The sequence below is a fragment of the Deltaproteobacteria bacterium genome, assembly GCA_035063765.1.
Classification (GTDB): domain Bacteria; phylum Myxococcota_A; class UBA9160; order UBA9160; family PR03; genus CAADGG01.
This window is the reverse complement of the sequence record JAPSFT010000007.1, coordinates 86,589-102,368: the sequence shown is the minus strand read 5'-3', so window position 1 is coordinate 102,368 and position 15,780 is coordinate 86,589. Positions and strand designations below refer to the sequence as shown.

The following is a 15,780-nucleotide window of genomic DNA, read 5'->3' as shown; positions in this document are numbered from 1 at the left end:
GGCCTTGCGCTTCTTGAGCGCTCCGACACGGATCGATGGAAGTGCCGAGCTGCGCTCGGGCGTTCGCTGGAGCGACGGCGGGGCGCGGCACGGCGCTCAGCCGGCCGCGTCGTCGGACGCGAGCGGGAGGTAGACGGTCACGAGCGCGCCGCCCTCCGGTGCGTCCTCGATCGCCATGTCGCCGCCGAGCCCGTCGACGACGAGCGCACGCACCTGCGGCAGGCCGAGGCCCTCGTCTTCGGCGAGCCGGGCGTGGAGCGCGGCGGCTCCGGCTCCGGCGTTGCGTACCACGATCGCCCCGTAGATGCCGGCCGGCGCACCGAACAGGCCGCGTCTGCCCGCGTCGTCGCCGAGCGTCGCGCGGCGGACATGCAGCTCGAAGGTGCCGGAGGCGGGCGCCGCGTCGTCCGCCGGCAGCGCGAGGTTCGCGAGCACCTGCTCGATCCGCTCGCGACCCGCACGCACGCGCAGTGGCGCGTCGGCCACCGCCACCGTGCAGGGCCCGCGCGGTGGCAGGAGACGCTCGAGGAGCGGCGCGAAGGCGGTGACCGCGGCGCCGAGGTCGCATGGCGCCTCTGCCTCGGGCGGCACCGAGCCCACCTGGAGCCGGCGAAGCAGCGCCCCGGCATGCTCGGCCGCCTCGCGGATCGCCGTGAGGTCGTCGCGTGCCTCCGCTGGAGAGGCCTCGCCCCGGAGCAGCGCATCGCTCGCGAACTGGATCGACACGAGCAGGTTGGCGAGCTCGTGCGCTGCCCCGCGCGCCAGCCGGCCGCGCTGGGCGCGGCGCGGCGCGGCGCGGCGGCCGGCGGCTCGCTCTTCCGGCCCGGATCCGGTCTCGTGGAGCGCGACGGCGATCGCACCACCGGCCCCGGCCACGCGTCGTACGCGCAGGTCGAAGGCACGCGGGCCGGTCTCCGTCACCAGCTCGACGCGCAGCGGGAAGGTCCGCTCCGGTGCCGCCGTTGCGGGCGGGCCCGCTGCGGCCGCCGCGCTGACGGCCGCACGGTGCAGGGCCGCCCACGCGTCGCTACCGAGTGCGTCGGCGAGACGCGCGGGCCGTCCGCCTCCGCCTCCGAGCAGCCGCGCGAACGCCTCACTGCTAGCGAGCACGGTGCCGTTCGCGTCGACGAGCGCGATCGCTTCGCGCGTGACGGCGAGCAGCGCACCCAGCTCGTTCACGGGCGTGCCCTCCGCCGGTACGGCGCCGGTGCCTCGCTCGGCGCTCCGCGCCTGGCGGCCTGCAGCCCGTGCCCTTGCGGCGCCGACCCTCGCGTCGGCTCTCGGAGAGCGGTTCGCATCGCGCTTGCTCCTGGTCCCCGCCATTGTCCACTCCGGCCGGCGCGCCGCATCCTGCTCCGATCGCGGTTCCACTTCGTCGCCGGTTCTCGTAGAATGGCGCGCGAGCGCGCGGGAGGCGGCGATGGCCACCCGGATCCTGTTGGCCGACGATCACCAGATGGTTCGCGAGGGGCTGCGGCTGCTGATCCAGAGCCGCACCGACCTCGAGGTCGTCGCGGAGGCGAGCGACGGGCGGGAGGCCGTAGATCTGGCGCGGTGTCATCGACCCGACATTGCGGTACTCGACCTCTGGATGCCGCGTCTCTCCGGGGTCGAGGCGACCCGCCAGATCGCACGCGAGGGCGATACGCGGGTGCTGGTCCTGACGATGCACGAGAGCTGGTCTCATGTTCGCGAGGCGCTGCGGGCAGGGGCCCTCGGCTACGTCGTCAAGAGCGCCGCCGCGCGCCAGCTCCTGGAGGCGGTGGACGCCGTGCGCGGGGGGCGTGCCTTCGTATCCCCGGCGATCTCGCACCACATGGTCGAGGCGGTCCGTGGTGGCGAGGAGCGCCGGGCGGCGCCGCTCGCCATGCTCACCGACCGCGAGCGCGAGGTACTCCAGCTCGTTGCCGAGGGCCTCTCCTCGAAGGAGATCGCCACCCAGCTCGGCCTCTCGGTGAAGACCGCCGAGACGCACCGCGCGAACCTCATGACCAAGCTCAGCATCCGCAAGACCTCGGGGCTGGTGCGCCTGGCGATCCGCGAGGGCCTGGTCGCTCCCTGAGGCCGAGGGCGGAGGCGAGATCGGTAGAAATACCGAGGCTTCCAGGAGCTTCTCCTGACCTCGACGTACAGGGTCTAAGTCCGAGAAATCCACGGTCTCCCCGATCCGCGCCGTCCGGCCCGCCGCCGATCAGCGTCGTGCGTGCCACCGGCAGGCGGCCCGCCGGATCGGAGGCAAGTCCGTGATCGTAAAGCTCCTGCTCGCCGACGATCACCGCCTGGTGCGCGAGGGTGTGCGGCGGCTCGTGGAGGAGGTGCCCGAGCTGCGCGTCGTCGCCGAGGCCGCGACCGGCGAGGAGGCGGTGGAGCTCGCCACCTTGCACGAGCCCGACATCGCGGTGCTGGAGCTGACGATGCCGCGCCTCTCCGGAGTCGAGGCGATCCGGCGCATCCGGCAGCGCGGGCTGCGCACGCGCTGCCTCGTGCTCTCGATCCACGATGGCCAGCTTCAGGTCACCCAGGCGCTCCAGGCCGGTGCGGCCGGCTACCTCGTGAAATCCTGCTCGCCGGCGGAGCTGCGCGATGCGATCGCCGCGCTCGCGGCGGGGCGCACGTACCTCTCGCCATCGATCGCCGACCGCGTCGTCGGGGCGCTGGTGCAACCGGGCGAGGCCGCGTCCCCGGTCTCGCTGCTCACGGGTCGCGAGCGCGAGGTGCTCCAGCTCATCGCCGAGGGCCTGTCGAGCAAGGAGATCGCGACGGCGCTCGGGGTCTCGATCAAGACGGTCGAGACCCACCGCTGCAACCTGATGGCGAAGCTGAAGATCCGGAAGGCATCGCGGCTCGTCCGTGTCGCCATCCACGAGGGCCTCGTCGCGCTCTAGCGGCGCGCGGGAGGGATCGGCCACCGATGAGTACTTCGCAGGCTCCCTTCGACCATCTGCGCCACGCGCGCTCGGACCCGCGCGTGGGAGCCGATCATCGCGCGGAGATCGTGAGCGCGGGTCTGCCCGGCCCGCTCGTCGGGCAGACCCGCGACCTCGGAATCGGCGGTGCCTGCATCGCGACGGCCTCGGGCTTCGACATCCGCTCGATCCGGCGCGTGAGGCTCCATCTGCCCGGCGGTGCCGTCATGCTCGAGGCCGAGGGCCGCTGGCAGCGCGAGGAGCCGAGTGAGAAGGTCATGCTGACGGGCGTCTCCTTCACGGATCTGCCCGACGAGGTCGTGACGAGGCTCTGGGACCTGGTGCTCGACAGCGGCAAGACGCTGGCACGCTTCCTCTACGGAGGCTCGGACCTGTCGCACTTCTCGGTCGACGAGGCGGTTGGCCTCGCGCACGCATCGCGCTGGCGGAACGTAACCACCGGTCACTATATCTACCGCGGCGATGTGCCGCGCAGCGGCCTGAGCTCGATCTTCATCGTGTACAGCGGTGAGGTGGCGCTCCAAGTGCGCGCGCGAGGGGTGCGCGACCATCTGCTGGCACGGCTCGGGCCGGGGCGGCTCTTCGGGGGACTTCCGCTGGTCGCCGAGGGGCTGCCGAGCGAGTCCGCCCAGGCCGCCACCGACGTGCGGCTGCTCGAGATCCACGAGTCCTCGTTCCGCTACCTGTGCGCCGCCAAGCCCTGGCTCGCACAGCGCCTCGCACAGGCCGTGACCCAGACCTACGCGCAGCGCGCCGGTGCGCTGCTCGCGCGCGTCGGGGATGCCCTGTGAGCGAGCTCTCCGGGCCCGAGAAGGCGGCGATCCTGATCCTCTCGCTGCCCGAGGAGGGTGCGCGCGAGCTGCTCTCGCGCATGGACGAGGAGGAAGTGGAGAGGATCCTGGCAGCCGTGTCGCGCATCGACTCGGTTCCGGCAGAGCTCCAGGCCCGGGTCCTGGAGGAGTTTCGCGAGCGCATCGCGGGCCGCAGCGGGGCCGTCTTCGGCGGTGCGGTCCGCACCCTCGAGATCATCGAGACCCTTCTGCCGCCGACGCACGCCGAGCGGCTGCGCGCCAAGTACCGCCGCGACTACGCGCCGATCGCCTGGGCGCTGCATCCGCACACGCCCGCCTTCATCGCGAGCGGCATCGCGGGCGAGGACCCGCAGACGATCGCCCTGATCCTCTCGCAGCTCCCCACCCGGCAGGGCGGGGCGGTGATCGCCGCGCTCCCGGACACCGTGCGGCCCGAGGTGGTGCGCCGGCTCGCAACCCTCGAGTCGGTCACGGCCGAGGTGGTGTCGGACGTCGCCGCCGGCCTGGAGGAGCTCTTCGCCGACCACGAGCGCGGCGCCACGCCGGCGGCGGGGCCGGCGCTGGCCGCCGAGCTGATCGCGCAGCTCCGCAAGGCGCAAGGCGACGAGGTGCTCGATGCGCTCGAGGCCGCCGACGGCACGATCGCCGAGGAGATCCGCCGCCAGTTGTTCACCTTCGAGCACCTGTCCTCGCTCGATGACAAGGGGATGCGGCGGCTGCTCCAGCAGGTCCCGATGGAGGACCTGGCGCTGGCGCTCAAGGCCTCTTCGGACTCGCTGCGCGAGCGTGTGCACGCCTGCCTCTCCACCCGCGCCCGAGAGTCGTTGGCCGACGAGAGCGAGTCGCTCGGTCCGCGCCGCCTTTCCGAGGTGGAGGCCAAGCAGCGCGAGGTCGTCGACGTCGCACGCCGCCTTGCGGACCAGGGCGAGATCGTGCTCGGCTCGGACTCCGACGAGCCCTGGGTCTGATTCCCAACCGATACTGAGCGGATTTCGATGAACACGACGCAATCGCGATCGTGCATCGGTGTACGTACGCCCGGCATCTCGGGAGAATCCCCGAGTACACGGCGGGCAACACCCTAGGAAATGTGTTCCCGGTAGCACCTCATCTCGGTGTTTCCGGTGTTTCGATGGGAAACGTGCACTCGGCACTCAAGCACGTTCTGCACGTGCCGATCATTCTGCCTGCGAGCGCGTTGCCGGTCCGACACGAGATCGTTTCACCGCGCAGCCCGTGCTTCCAGAACGCAGCGATCGAGCGGTTGCAGGACGGGAGGCCGGTGGGAAAGGGATGCCGCGCCCGACCGTGGGCGCATCGGGTAACCGATCTACGCGCGAGGGGGGCACGGGAAGTGGCACGGATCCTGATCGTGGACGCCGACCGCCAGTCCGGGCGGCGCATGCGGGAGCTCCTCGACGGGCGCGGCCACGAGGTCGTGGCCGTGACACGTCCCGAGGAGGTGGGCTTCGAGGGCGAGGGCGAGGGCTTCGACGTAGCGGTGGTCGGCGACGACGTCCGCGCGAGCGACCCCGCGCTACCCGCCCTGCTCGAGCGCCTGCGCGAGCGTCTGCCGGGCACCAGCCTGGTGCTGGCCGGCGGCGAAGCAGGTGCGCCGGGTGGCCGCGTGGATGCCGAACGCCTGCTCGGCACGGTCGACGAGCTGCTCGGCGACGAGCCCGAAGCGGGGGCGCCGGGTGCGCTTGCCGCCGGCACCGGGATCGTGGGCCGCTCGCCGGCGATCCGCGATCTCCTGCAGCTGATCGAGAAGGTCGCTGCCACCGATAGCACCGTTCTCGTCACCGGCGAGACCGGTACCGGCAAGGAGCTGGTGGGTCGGGCGATCCACCAGGCAAGCCGCCGCGCGGGCCGCGTCTTCTGCGCAGTGAACTCTGCCGCCGTTCCCGAGTCCCTGCTCGAGAGCGAGCTGTTCGGGCACCGGCGCGGTTCCTTCACCGGTGCCTCGGCGAACAAGCGTGGGCTCTTCGAGCACGCCCACCGCGGCACCGTGTTCCTCGACGAGGTCGCGGAGATGCCGCTCACCATGCAGGCCAAGCTGCTGCGCTTCCTCCAGACCGGCGAGCTGCGTCCGGTCGGTAGCGAGACCTCGCGCTTCGTGGACGTGCGACTCGTGACCGCCACCAACAAGGATCTCGAGCGGGAGGTGGCCGAAGGCCGCTTTCGTGAGGATCTGTACTACCGGCTGGCCGTCATCCCGATCCACGTGCCTCCGCTCCGCGAGCGCCGTGAGGACGTGGCGCTGCTGGTGGAGCACTTCCTCCGCCGCTTCGCGCGCAAGATGGACAAGCCGGTCGAGCGGATCGGCGAGGATGCCCTCGAGCTGCTGCTCGGCCACGCCTGGCCGGGAAACGTGCGCCAGCTCGAGAACACGATCGAGAGCGGTGTGGCGCTGTGCCGGTCGCGGGTGCTCTCGGCGGCCGACCTGCCGCTGCGCCTGCGCGAACGACGGCCCGCCGAACCGCCCGCGCCGGGCCTGCAGAGCCTGGCGACGCTGGAGCGCGCGCACATCCTGCGCACCCTCGAGGTGGTCGGCTGGAATCGCAAGCGAGCGGCCGAGATCCTCGAGATCTCGACAACGACGCTGTGGCGCCGGCTCCGGGAGTTCGGGATCGAGCCGCAGGGACCGCCGCTGGGTCGGCTCTGAGCGAGGGGAGGACGCGATGTCGAGCACGGAAGAAGCCGTGAGTGCGGCGCCGGTGCCCACACCGGCAGGGCGCGGGCGGCTGCTGTCGACGATCCTCGTCGGCGTCGTCTGCTTGGGTCTCGGTGCCGGCGGCGCCTGGTTCGCGGCGCAGCGCGGCGCGGCGCGGCTGCCGGCCGATGCCGGCCGCGGTGGCGAGGAGGCCGCGAGCGGCGAAGGCGCCTCGCTGGGCCCGGCCCCGCTCGTGGACCGCGTCCTCAACCTCGATCCCTTCGTCGTGAACGTCGCTGGTGAGGGCTTCGAGCGCTTCTTGAAGGCGCGGATCGAGATCGAGTTGGCGAGCCCGGGTGACCGGAAGGAGCTCGCCGAGCGCACCGCACAGCTGCGCGACGCGGTAATCGTGGTGCTTTCGAGCAAGCGGCTCGAGGATCTCGACGGGTTCGAGGGGAAGGCGATGCTGAAGAACGAGCTGCACGAGCGCCTGGCCGACATCGCCGGGCCCGACCGCATCCGCGCGGTGTTGATCACGGAGTTCGTGATCCAATGAGCGAGCCCGACGCCGCCTGGCGCCTGCTCTCGCCGGACGAGATCGAGGCGATCGTCGACGAGCTCGCGGGTGCGCGCCGCGACGCCGAGCGCCTGCGCCGGCCCGCCGGCCTCGATCCCGAGTCCGGCGGGCGCGCCGACCGGCTGGCGGGACTCCGCCGGGGCCTCGAGCGCTTCGCGCGCGACCAGGCGCGCGCGCTGGCGAGCCGCTTTCAGCGCCGCATCGATCTCTCGCTGCTCGCGCTCGACGAGGCGCGCCCCGCGGACCTGGCGGCGGCCATGCTGCCGAGCGATCGCGTGCTGGTCTTCGCGGCGACGCCGGGCGGCGAGCCGGGCTTCCTGCTCTTGAGCCGGCCGCTGCTGTTCGCGTGGATGCGGCTCGCGTTCGGCGCGCGCGAGCCCGGCGCGCTATCGCCGCCCGAGCGGCCCTATACCCAGATCGAGCTGCGCTTCCTGCGCCGGATCGGCGCCGAACTGGTGGAGCGGCTGGCGCCGGCCGCCGGCCTGGGCGGTATGCCCGAGATCCGCGGCCTCGAGGGCGTCGCAGCGCTCCGCGACGCGCGCACACCGCGCCTCGTCCTCGCCAGCTTCGAGCTGGCCGGCTTCGAGGAGATCGGGCGCTTGCGCCTGGCGTTGCCGCGCGGTGTGCTCGGCGACACCCCGGCCGCCGGCGCGCGCCGCGAGGCCGGCCGGGAGACGAGCGGCGCGCTGACACGCAGCCTGCTCGACGCGCCGCTGTGGGTGGCGGTCGCCGCTGGTACCGCGCAGGTCACGGTGGCCCAGCTCGCGGCGTTGCGCGTCGGTGACGTGCTGCCGGTGGCGGCGCGGCGCGACGGCGGCGTCGTCGTTGCCGTCGAGGGCGTGCCCCGCTTCCGCGGAATGCGAGGGGCGATGGACGGGCGGCTGGCCGTGCAGATCATCGACCGGCTCGACGCCGGGGAGGAAGCAGCGGATGGAAGCGTCGCAGCGCGGTGAGGGGAAGAAGGCCGGCAGCGCGGGACGTGCTGCTGCCACGCCGACGGAGGCGCCGGCGTCGCTCGACTTCGTCGCCGACGTACCGCTCCAGCTCACCGTCGAGGTGGGCAGGGCCCGCCTGCTCGTGCGCGAGGTTCTGGAGCTCGAGAAGGGCTCGATCGTCGAGCTCGACCGCGCAAGTGGCGAGCCCGCCGACGTGCTCGTGAACGGCCGGCTGGTGGCGCGCGGCGAGCTGTCCATGGTGGACGACCGGCTCGCGGTGACGCTCACCGAGGTAGTCGGCGCCGCGCGGCGCGGCGGCCGCGAGGGCGCGCCCTGACGGGCGAGGAGGCGACGGTGCTGCAACCGGTCTTCGCGCTCGGCGTCGTGCTGGCGGTGCTGGCGCTCCTGCGCCTCGCGCTGCGCCCGGGGCTCGCCCGGCGCCTCGGAGGGGGCGGCGTGCGGCTACGCATCGAGGCGAGCTGCGCGCTCGGGCCGCGCCAGCGCCTACACGTGGTCGAGGTCGACGGCGAACGGCTGCTGCTCGGCGCCACGGACTCCGCCGTGCGCCTGCTGCGCCGGCTCCCGGTGCGGGCGACGGCGCCCGCGAGCGGGCCCGCGTCCACGCGGGCGGGCGGGCCCGACGCAGGGACGATCTTCGCGGCCGCGGCAGCCGGCGACGCGGAGCACGCCTCCAGCGCAGCACCCCAGACCCAGGCCGGGCTGCGCCGCCGCATTGCGCGCGTGCTCGCAGCCGGCGGCGCTGTGCTCGTGGTGCTGGCCGCTCTGCCGGCACTCGCGGCCGTCGATCCCGCCGCTGCGGTGGCCGGCCCGGGGCTCGCCGTGGACCTCGGCGCGGCCGCGGCGCCGGAGCGCATCTCCGGTACGCTCGAGATCGTCGCGCTGCTCACGCTGCTCTCGGTCGCGCCCTCGGTGCTGCTGATGGCGACCTGCTTCACCCGCGTCGTGATCGTGCTGGCACTGCTGCGCCAGGCGCTCGGCGTGCAGCAACTCCCGCCGAACCAGGTGCTGATCGGGCTCGCGCTCGCGATCACCTGCTTCGTGATGGCGCCGCTCGGCACCCGCATCAAGTCGCAGGCCCTCGACCCCTACGTAGCGCGCGCGATCCTGCCCGAGGAGGCTGCCACCCGCACGGGTGACCTCTTGCGCGGATTCCTGCTCGAGCACACCCGTGAGAAGGACCTGGCGCTCTTCGTCGAGATCGCCGGCGCGCCCGCTCCCGAGACGCCGGAGGTGGTTCCGCTCTTCACGTTGCTGCCAGCCTACCTGATCAGCGAGCTGCGCACCGCCTTCGAGATCGGATTCTCGATCTTCCTGCCGTTCCTGGTCATCGACCTGGTGATCGCGTCGCTGCTGATCTCGATGCAGATGATCGTTCTGCCACCAATGATCGTCTCCCTCCCGTTCAAGCTGATGCTGTTCGTGCTCGTCGACGGCTGGAACCTGATCGTCGGATCGCTGGTGCGCGGGTTTGGTGGCGGACTCGGCGGATGACGCTCGAAGTCGCCACGGCGCTGCTCCAGGAGACGATCCGCACCAGCCTGCTGGTGACGGCGCCGGTCCTGCTCGGCGTGCTCGCGGTGGGCCTCCTGCTCTCGGTGCTCCAGACCGCGACCCAGATCAACGACCAGACGCTCACCTTCGTGCCGAAGATCGTGGCGGCGCTGGTGCTCTTCTCGCTGCTCTTCCCATGGATCATGGGCACCATCGCGGAGTTCGCGGCCCGCGCCTTCGAGATCGCGGCGCGAGGAGGCCTCTAGCCGTGGTGCCCGGGCCGGAGCTGCTGATCGTCTGGCTGGCCGCCTGCGCACGGGTCGTGGCGCTCTGTGCGACGGCGCCGGTGCTCGGCCATCCCGCCGTGCCGCTGCGGGTGCGCGCCGGGCTGGCCGTGGCGGTCGCGACCGCACTCGCGCCGGTGCTGCCGCCGTCCGCCGCACCGCCGGACCCCTCGGCCCTGTGGCTCGCAGCGCTCGCCGGGGGGGAACTCGCGATCGGGGCCGTGCTCGGCTTCGGCGCACGGCTCGTGTTCGATGCGATCGGCCTGGTCGGCGGCTTCGCCTCGGTGCAGGGCGGGCTCGGCGCCGCCTCGGTCCTGGATCCCGCGAGCGCGGCCTCGACGCTGGCGTTCTCTGCCGTGCTCGAGGCGGTGGCGACGCTGGTGTGGCTCGCGATCGGTGGGCCGGAGTCGCTCCTCCGCGCGCTGGTGGGCTCCTTTGCATCGCTGCCGATCGGCGGCGGTGCACCCGGGCAGACCTCGTTCCTGGCGCTGGCGACGCTCGGCGCCGAGCTGTTCCGCATCGCGGTCCAGCTCGCCGCGCCGGTCACCGTGGCGATGCTGCTCGCCAACCTCGTGCTCGGCTTCGTCGGCCGTGCGCTGCCGGAGGTGAACCTGATGGCGCTCCAGCTACCGGCGCACGTGCTCCTGCTGCTGGCGCTGCTGGCGCTCGGCGCGACGACGCTCGTCGACGCTCTCGCCGGGTTGCTGGCCGGCTGGAGCGGGCGTAGCGCCGCGCTGGTGGGGGCCAGCTAGTGGCGGAGCCCGGCGCCGAGCGGACCGAGCCGGCGACGCCCAGGCGTCTCGAGGACGCACGCCGCCGCGGGCAGGTGCCGTCCAGCCGCGACGTCGGCGCGCTCTTCGGGCTGGCGACGGCGCTGGTGTTGCTGCTCGGGACGCCCGGCGCGGCCCTCGTCGAGGGGATCGCGGCCCACGCGCGCAGCGCCTGGAGCGGACAGCTCGTCCACCCCGGAACGCTGGGGGACTTCCACGCGCTCACGCTGGCGTACGGTCTCGCCACCGGCCGCCTGCTGGCCCCGCTGCTCGCTGCCCTGCTCGTGGTGGCTGCGCTCGGCGCGTTGGTCCAGGTGGGGCCGCTCTTCGCGAGCGAGGCTCTCTCCCTGCGCTGGGACCGGATGAACCCCGTGACGGGGCTCCAGCGGCTGGTGTCGGTCGAGCGGCTCGTCGACCTGGTCAAGGCGCTCGTCAAGCTGGCCGTGCTGCTCGCGGTGGCGCGCACTGTGCTTCTCCCCCGCCTCGACGAGGTGCTAGCGCTGGCGGGCGCCGAGCCCTCTGCCGCGGCCGCCACCCTGCACCGCCTCGCCTGGGCGCTCGCGCTCCCGGTGCTGGCGGTACTCGCCGTGATCGCGGTGCTCGACGTCGCCTGGACGCGCCATCGCCATCGGCACCGGCTGCGCATGACGCGCCAGGAGGTGCGCGAGGAGGCGCTCCAGCGCGAGGGCAATCCCCATATGCGCGCGCGCATGCGCCAGGCGGCGCGCGAGCTCACCCGCCAGCGCCTGCTGGCCGAGGTGGGTCGCGCCGACGTCGTGGTGCGCAATCCGACACACTTTGCGGTGGCACTCGCCTACGATCGGGCTCGAATGGCTGCGCCTACCGTTCTGGCCAAGGGCCGCGGCCGGCTGGCGCTGCGCATCCTCGAGATCGCCCGCGCGCACGAGATCCCGATCGTCGAGGATCCGCCGCTCGCACGCCTGATCTACCGCAGTGTGAAGGCCGGGGCCGAGATCCCGGTGGCGCTCTACGAGGCGATCGCCGAAGTGCTGGCCTACGTGTACCGGCTCGACCGTACTCGCGCAGCGAGCTGGGGCGTCGCGTCCGGAGCGAGGAGCGCACCGTGAGGTGGATGGGCGCCGACACGCTGCTGGCAGCGGCGTTCTTCTGGATCCTGGCCATGATGGCGGTGCCGCTGCCGCCAGCGCTACTCGACCTGCTGCTGTCGGTCTCGTTCACGGTGTCGCTCCTGGTGCTGTTGGTCGCGCTCTATACCGATCGTCCACTCGACTTCTCGGTGTTTCCCTCCCTGCTTCTGATCGTGACACTGCTTCGTCTCGGGCTGAACGTGGCGAGCACGCGGCTCATCCTGCTGCACGGGGCGGAGGGGCCCGAGGCTGCCGGACACCTGATCCAGGCCTTCGGCGCCTTCGCGGTGGGCGGCAGCTTCCTGGTCGGGTTCGCGCTCTTCGCGATCTTCCTGGTCATCAACTTCGTCGTGATCACGAAGGGCGCCGGCCGGATCGCCGAGGTGGCCGCTCGCTTCACGCTCGACGCGCTACCGGGCAAGCAGATGGCCGTCGACGCAGATCTCAACCACGGCGTGATCGACGACCAGACCGCCCGCCGCCGCCGCGTCGAGCTGCAGCGCGAGACGGACTTCTACGGCGCGATGGACGGTGCCAGCAAGTTCGTGCGTGGTGACGCGATCGCTGGGCTCGTGATCCTGGTCGTCAACGTGGTGGGTGGGCTCGCGATCGGCGTGTTCCAGGAGGGCATGCCGCTCGTCGAGGCGGCCACTACCTACACGATCCTGACCGTCGGCGACGGGCTGGTGAGTCAGATTCCGGCGCTCGTGGTGTCGACAGCGGCGGGGGTCGTGGTGAGCCGCGCCGCCGGTGGCGCCCCGCTTGCCGAGGAGCTGCGCGACCAGCTCGTGCTCCAGCCGCGCCCGCTCGCCCTTGCCGCCGGCATGCTGGGGACGCTGGCGCTCGTGCCGGGGCTCCCGTTCCTGCCCTTCGCCACGCTGGCGGTCGGTGCGGGGGCGCTCGCCTGGCGCATGCGCGATCGCCTGGGTGGAGCACCGGAGTCGGCTCCGCCGCCGTCGCCGGCCGCGGCTGCGATCGATCCCGAGGCACAGGTGCGTGCTGCACTCGGTGTCGACGAGCTCGAGCTCGAGCTCGGCTACCAGCTCGTGCCGCTCGCGGATCCCGCGCGCGGCGGCGAGCTCCTCGGCCGCATCAAGGCCTTGCGGCGCCAGCTCGCCGGCGAGCTCGGCTTCGTCGTGCCGCTCGTGCACGTCCGCGACAACGTCCAGCTCGGCGCCGATCACTACTCGGTCCTGTTGCGGGGCAATCCGGTCGCGGCAGGCCAGCTCCCGGCCGGCCGCTGGCTCGCGCTCCAACCCGGCCCCGATGCGCCTCCGGTGCCCGGCGATCCCACCCGGGATCCCGCCTTCGGGCTGCCGGCGCGCTGGGTGCGCGCGCGCGATCGTGAGCGTGCCGCTGCCGCGGGCTGGGCGGTCGTCGACCCGGCAACCGCGCTCGCGACCCATCTCGCGGAGGTGATCCGCGGCCAGGCGGCCGAGCTGCTGACGCGCCGTCACGTGCGTGAGCTGCTCGACCGGCTCGCCGAGCAGGCGCCGAAGCTCGTCGACGAGATCGTGCCGGCGATCGTCCCGCTCTCGACGCTGCACCGCACGCTGCGCCAGTTGCTTGCCGAACGGGTCTCGATCCGCGATCTCGAGACGATCCTCGAGACGCTCGCCGAGCACGTGCCGCGGGTGCAGGACGTGGACCAGTTGACGGAGCTGGTGCGCCAGCGACTGGCGCGGACGATCGCGCGGCCTCACCTCGACGGCGACGGCGTGCTTCGCGTCTGGACGCTCGAGCCCGGGCTCGACGAGCGGCTGCGTGGTGCGGTACAACGCACCGACCAGGGTGCGTTCTTCTCCCTCGACGCGCCCACGCTCGAGCGCCTGGTGCGCGGCCTCGAGGCAGCGCTTACCCGCGCGGGTGGGCGCGAGCGGCCGCTCGTGCTGTTGGCCGCACCGGCGCTGCGCGGTCCGCTGCGCCAGCTCGTCGCGCGGCTCGATGCCCGGACCGCCGTGCTCTCGCACAACGAGCTGCCTCCGGAGCTGCGGGTGGCGGGCGAGGGTGTGGTGGAGCTCAGCGATGCACATTAAGCGCTTCGTCGCGGCGACGCTCGAGGAGGCGGTCGCGCAGGTCAAGGAGGAGCTCGGCCCGGACGCCCTGGTGCTCTCGACCCGGCGCGTGCGCCGCGACGCCGGCTTGTTCGGCTGGCTCGGGCGGCCGATGGTCGAGCTGGTTGCGGCGGTCGATCGCGAGCACCGGCGGCCGTCCGCGCCGGCGCCTGCACCGGTGGAGGCGCATCCCTCCTGGCAGCCGCTCGTGCTGACCCAGGCGCTGCTCGACCCGCTCGAGGCCGAGCTGCGCGCGCTGCGCCGCGACCTCGAGGCGCAGCAGTCCCGTGCGCTCCCGGGCGGGTTCGCTGCCGAGATCGCCGAGCTGCGCCAGGCCGTGGAGGAACTGGCGGCGCGGGGCGAACGCGTGCGCGACCCGTTGGCCCGCCGCCTGGTGGCGGGCGGCTTCGCGCCGCGCCAGGCGCGCGCGCTGGCCGAAGAGGCAGCGGCCGCCGGCGGGGGCGATCCGCGCGCCGCGTTGCCTGCCGTGCTCGCGGGGCGGCTCGATGCGCGGCTTCTCGTGCCACGCGAGGACGACCCGGCGGTGGTGTCGCTCTTCGTCGGCGCTGCTGGTGTCGGCAAGACCACGACGGTGGCGAAGCTCGCCGGCCGCAGCGCCGGCCGCGATCGCCTCGCGCTGTGCTCCACCGACGTGCATCGCGCCGGCGGCTGCGAGGTGCTGCGACGCCTCGCGCGCGAGCACGGCATCCCCTTCGCGACCGCACCCTCGCCGGAGCGGCTGCTCGGCGAGCTCACTCGCGGCGCTGGGCGTCGCGTGCTCGTCGACACCGCGGGCAACGGCCGGAGCGACGGCGCCGCTCTTAGCGAGCTGGTCCGGCTGCGAAGAGCGCTCGGCCCGCGGGGCCGTGTCCATCTCGTGGTGTCGGCGACCACGCGCCTGGACGCGATGCACGAGGAGCTGCGTCGCTTCGCACCGCTCGGGCCCGACGCGCTCGTCGTGACCCGGCTCGACGACAGTGACCGACTGGGTGAGCTTGCGAGCCTGCTGCTCGACGAGCGAACGCCACCGCTCGCCTGGCTCGGCACCGGCCGTCGCGTTCCCGAAGACCTGGCGCTGCCGGAACCGCAAGCGCTCGCGCAGCAGTTGCTGGGAGCCGCGGCGTGACTCCGCTGTGCGGGGCGGCGCCGCTGGTGTCCGTGGTGAGCGGCAAGGGCGGGGTCGGCAAGACCAACCTGGCCGCGAACCTCGCGATCGCGGCGGCACGCCGCGGCGCGCGCGCGCTGCTGGTGGACGGCGATCTCGGGCTGGCCAAGGTCGACGTCCTGCTCGGCATGGTACCGGGGCCCACGCTCGCCGACGTCGCCGCGGGGCGCTGTCCGCTGGACGCCGCGCTGGCTGCGGGCCCGTCGGGTGTGGCGGTGCTGCCCGCTGCCGCCGGCCGGGCCGACCTCGCGGCGCTGCCGGCCCGCGCACTCGCGCCGCTCGCCGCCGCGCTCGGCCGGCTCGCCAGAGGCTACGACCTCGCGCTGATCGACGCCGCGAGCGGGGTCGGTCCCGCCGTCGTCGCGCTCGCGGGTGCTTGCGCACGGCGGCTGCTGGTGGCGACGCCCGAGCCGACCAGCCTCGCCGATGCCTATGCGACCCTGAAGGTGCTCACGCGTGAGGCCGGGCCGGCGCCGGCGGCGCTGCTCGTGAACGAGGCCAGCGGCGAGTGCGAGGCGCGCGCCGTGCACGAGCGGCTCGCGCGCCTGGCGGCGCGCTTTCTCGATCTCGAGCTCGGCTGGTTCGGCTGGCTACCGCACGACCCGCGGGTCGCCGAGGCGGTGGCGCGCCAGCGCGCGGTGGTCGAGCTGTTCCCGCGCAGCCGCGCGGCTCGGCACCTGACCGCGCTTGCCGAGCGGCTACTCGCCGACGCGCGCGCCACGGCCGGAGCGCAGGCTGCAGCAGACGCGCGTGGGGGCGACGGAGCCGCAGCGCCGTGAGCGAGTCGATCGGCCGCACGCCGCCGGTCGCACCGCCCGCCGACGTGCCGCGGGTCGCTCCGGACGAACCTGCCGGGCCGCGGGCGCGCCGCCGCGAGCCTGGTCCGCGCCGCGACCCACCGGATTCGCGGCGCGCGCCGCCGACGTCCGAGCTCCCGGCGGACGAGGCATCGCCCGACGGCAGCACCGAGCCGGGCAAGGGC

The 15,780-nt window shown here is 73.5% G+C and carries 16 protein-coding genes; 15 read left to right on the top strand and 1 reads right to left on the bottom strand.

Features of this window, described 5'->3' with window-relative positions; translation table 11 throughout:
- Nucleotides 1–96: 96 nt before the first annotated feature.
- Nucleotides 97–1,179 carry a hypothetical protein gene (locus tag OZ948_06955; protein MEB2344459.1) on the bottom strand — a complete coding sequence of 361 codons (1,083 nt, stop codon included), beginning with the start codon at nt 1,177–1,179 and terminating at the stop codon, nt 97–99.
- A gap of 241 nt (nt 1,180–1,420) precedes the next feature.
- Here OZ948_06955 and OZ948_06950 point away from each other — a divergent pair, with 241 nt between their 5' ends.
- The 15 genes from OZ948_06950 (at nt 1,421) to OZ948_06880 (ending at nt 15,577) form a co-directional block, all read left to right on the top strand.
- Nucleotides 1,421–2,062 carry a response regulator transcription factor gene (locus tag OZ948_06950; GenBank protein ID MEB2344458.1) on the top strand — a complete coding sequence of 214 codons (642 nt, stop codon included), beginning with the start codon at nt 1,421–1,423 and terminating at the stop codon, nt 2,060–2,062.
- A 181-nt stretch (nt 2,063–2,243) separates the two neighbouring features.
- Nucleotides 2,244–2,885 (top strand): response regulator transcription factor, encoded by a 642-nt coding sequence (locus tag OZ948_06945; GenBank protein MEB2344457.1) that lies wholly within the window; start codon nt 2,244–2,246, stop codon nt 2,883–2,885.
- Between the two features lie 26 nt (nt 2,886–2,911).
- The gene (locus tag OZ948_06940) at nt 2,912–3,718 is read left to right on the top strand and encodes a cyclic nucleotide-binding domain-containing protein (GenBank protein ID MEB2344456.1); all 807 of its coding nucleotides are present in this window, start codon (nt 2,912–2,914) and stop codon (nt 3,716–3,718) included.
- Nucleotides 3,715–4,707: a flagellar motor switch protein FliG gene (locus OZ948_06935; GenBank protein MEB2344455.1), complete on the top strand. Its 993-nt coding sequence runs from the start codon at nt 3,715–3,717 to the stop codon at nt 4,705–4,707. Before OZ948_06940 ends, OZ948_06935 begins: the two co-directional genes overlap by 4 nt.
- 386 nt (nt 4,708–5,093) lie before the next feature.
- A complete protein-coding gene (locus OZ948_06930; GenBank protein MEB2344454.1) occupies nt 5,094–6,404 on the top strand; it encodes a sigma-54 dependent transcriptional regulator in 1,311 nt (436 codons plus the stop codon).
- Between the two features lie 16 nt (nt 6,405–6,420).
- Nucleotides 6,421–6,948 carry a flagellar basal body-associated FliL family protein gene (locus OZ948_06925; GenBank protein ID MEB2344453.1) on the top strand — a complete coding sequence of 176 codons (528 nt, stop codon included), beginning with the start codon at nt 6,421–6,423 and terminating at the stop codon, nt 6,946–6,948.
- On the top strand, nt 6,945–7,922 hold the full coding sequence (locus OZ948_06920) for a FliM/FliN family flagellar motor switch protein (protein ID MEB2344452.1): 978 nt from the start codon (nt 6,945–6,947) through the stop codon (nt 7,920–7,922). The genes OZ948_06925 and OZ948_06920 overlap by 4 nt, the downstream gene beginning before the upstream one ends.
- A complete protein-coding gene (gene fliN, locus OZ948_06915; GenBank protein ID MEB2344451.1) occupies nt 7,900–8,241 on the top strand; it encodes a flagellar motor switch protein FliN in 342 nt (113 codons plus the stop codon). The genes OZ948_06920 and fliN overlap by 23 nt, the downstream gene beginning before the upstream one ends.
- 17 nt (nt 8,242–8,258) lie before the next feature.
- Nucleotides 8,259–9,416, top strand: a complete 1,158-nt coding sequence (fliP, locus tag OZ948_06910; GenBank protein MEB2344450.1) for a flagellar type III secretion system pore protein FliP — start codon at nt 8,259–8,261, stop codon at nt 9,414–9,416.
- Complete coding sequence (locus tag OZ948_06905) at nt 9,413–9,682, top strand: flagellar biosynthetic protein FliQ (protein MEB2344449.1); 270 nt, start codon at nt 9,413–9,415, stop codon at nt 9,680–9,682. The genes fliP and OZ948_06905 overlap by 4 nt, the downstream gene beginning before the upstream one ends.
- 2 nt (nt 9,683–9,684) lie before the next feature.
- On the top strand, nt 9,685–10,452 hold the full coding sequence (locus OZ948_06900; protein ID MEB2344448.1) for a flagellar biosynthetic protein FliR: 768 nt from the start codon (nt 9,685–9,687) through the stop codon (nt 10,450–10,452).
- Nucleotides 10,452–11,558, top strand: coding sequence for a flagellar type III secretion system protein FlhB (locus OZ948_06895; protein MEB2344447.1), 1,107 nt, complete (start codon nt 10,452–10,454; stop codon nt 11,556–11,558). Before OZ948_06900 ends, OZ948_06895 begins: the two co-directional genes overlap by 1 nt.
- 5 nt (nt 11,559–11,563) lie before the next feature.
- The gene (gene flhA / locus OZ948_06890; protein MEB2344446.1) at nt 11,564–13,615 is read left to right on the top strand and encodes a flagellar biosynthesis protein FlhA; all 2,052 of its coding nucleotides are present in this window, start codon (nt 11,564–11,566) and stop codon (nt 13,613–13,615) included.
- Nucleotides 13,605–14,759 (top strand): hypothetical protein, encoded by a 1,155-nt coding sequence (locus OZ948_06885; protein ID MEB2344445.1) that lies wholly within the window; start codon nt 13,605–13,607, stop codon nt 14,757–14,759. Before flhA ends, OZ948_06885 begins: the two co-directional genes overlap by 11 nt.
- Complete coding sequence (locus OZ948_06880; protein MEB2344444.1) at nt 14,756–15,577, top strand: P-loop NTPase; 822 nt, start codon at nt 14,756–14,758, stop codon at nt 15,575–15,577. The genes OZ948_06885 and OZ948_06880 overlap by 4 nt, the downstream gene beginning before the upstream one ends.
- Nucleotides 15,578–15,780 lie beyond the last annotated feature (203 nt).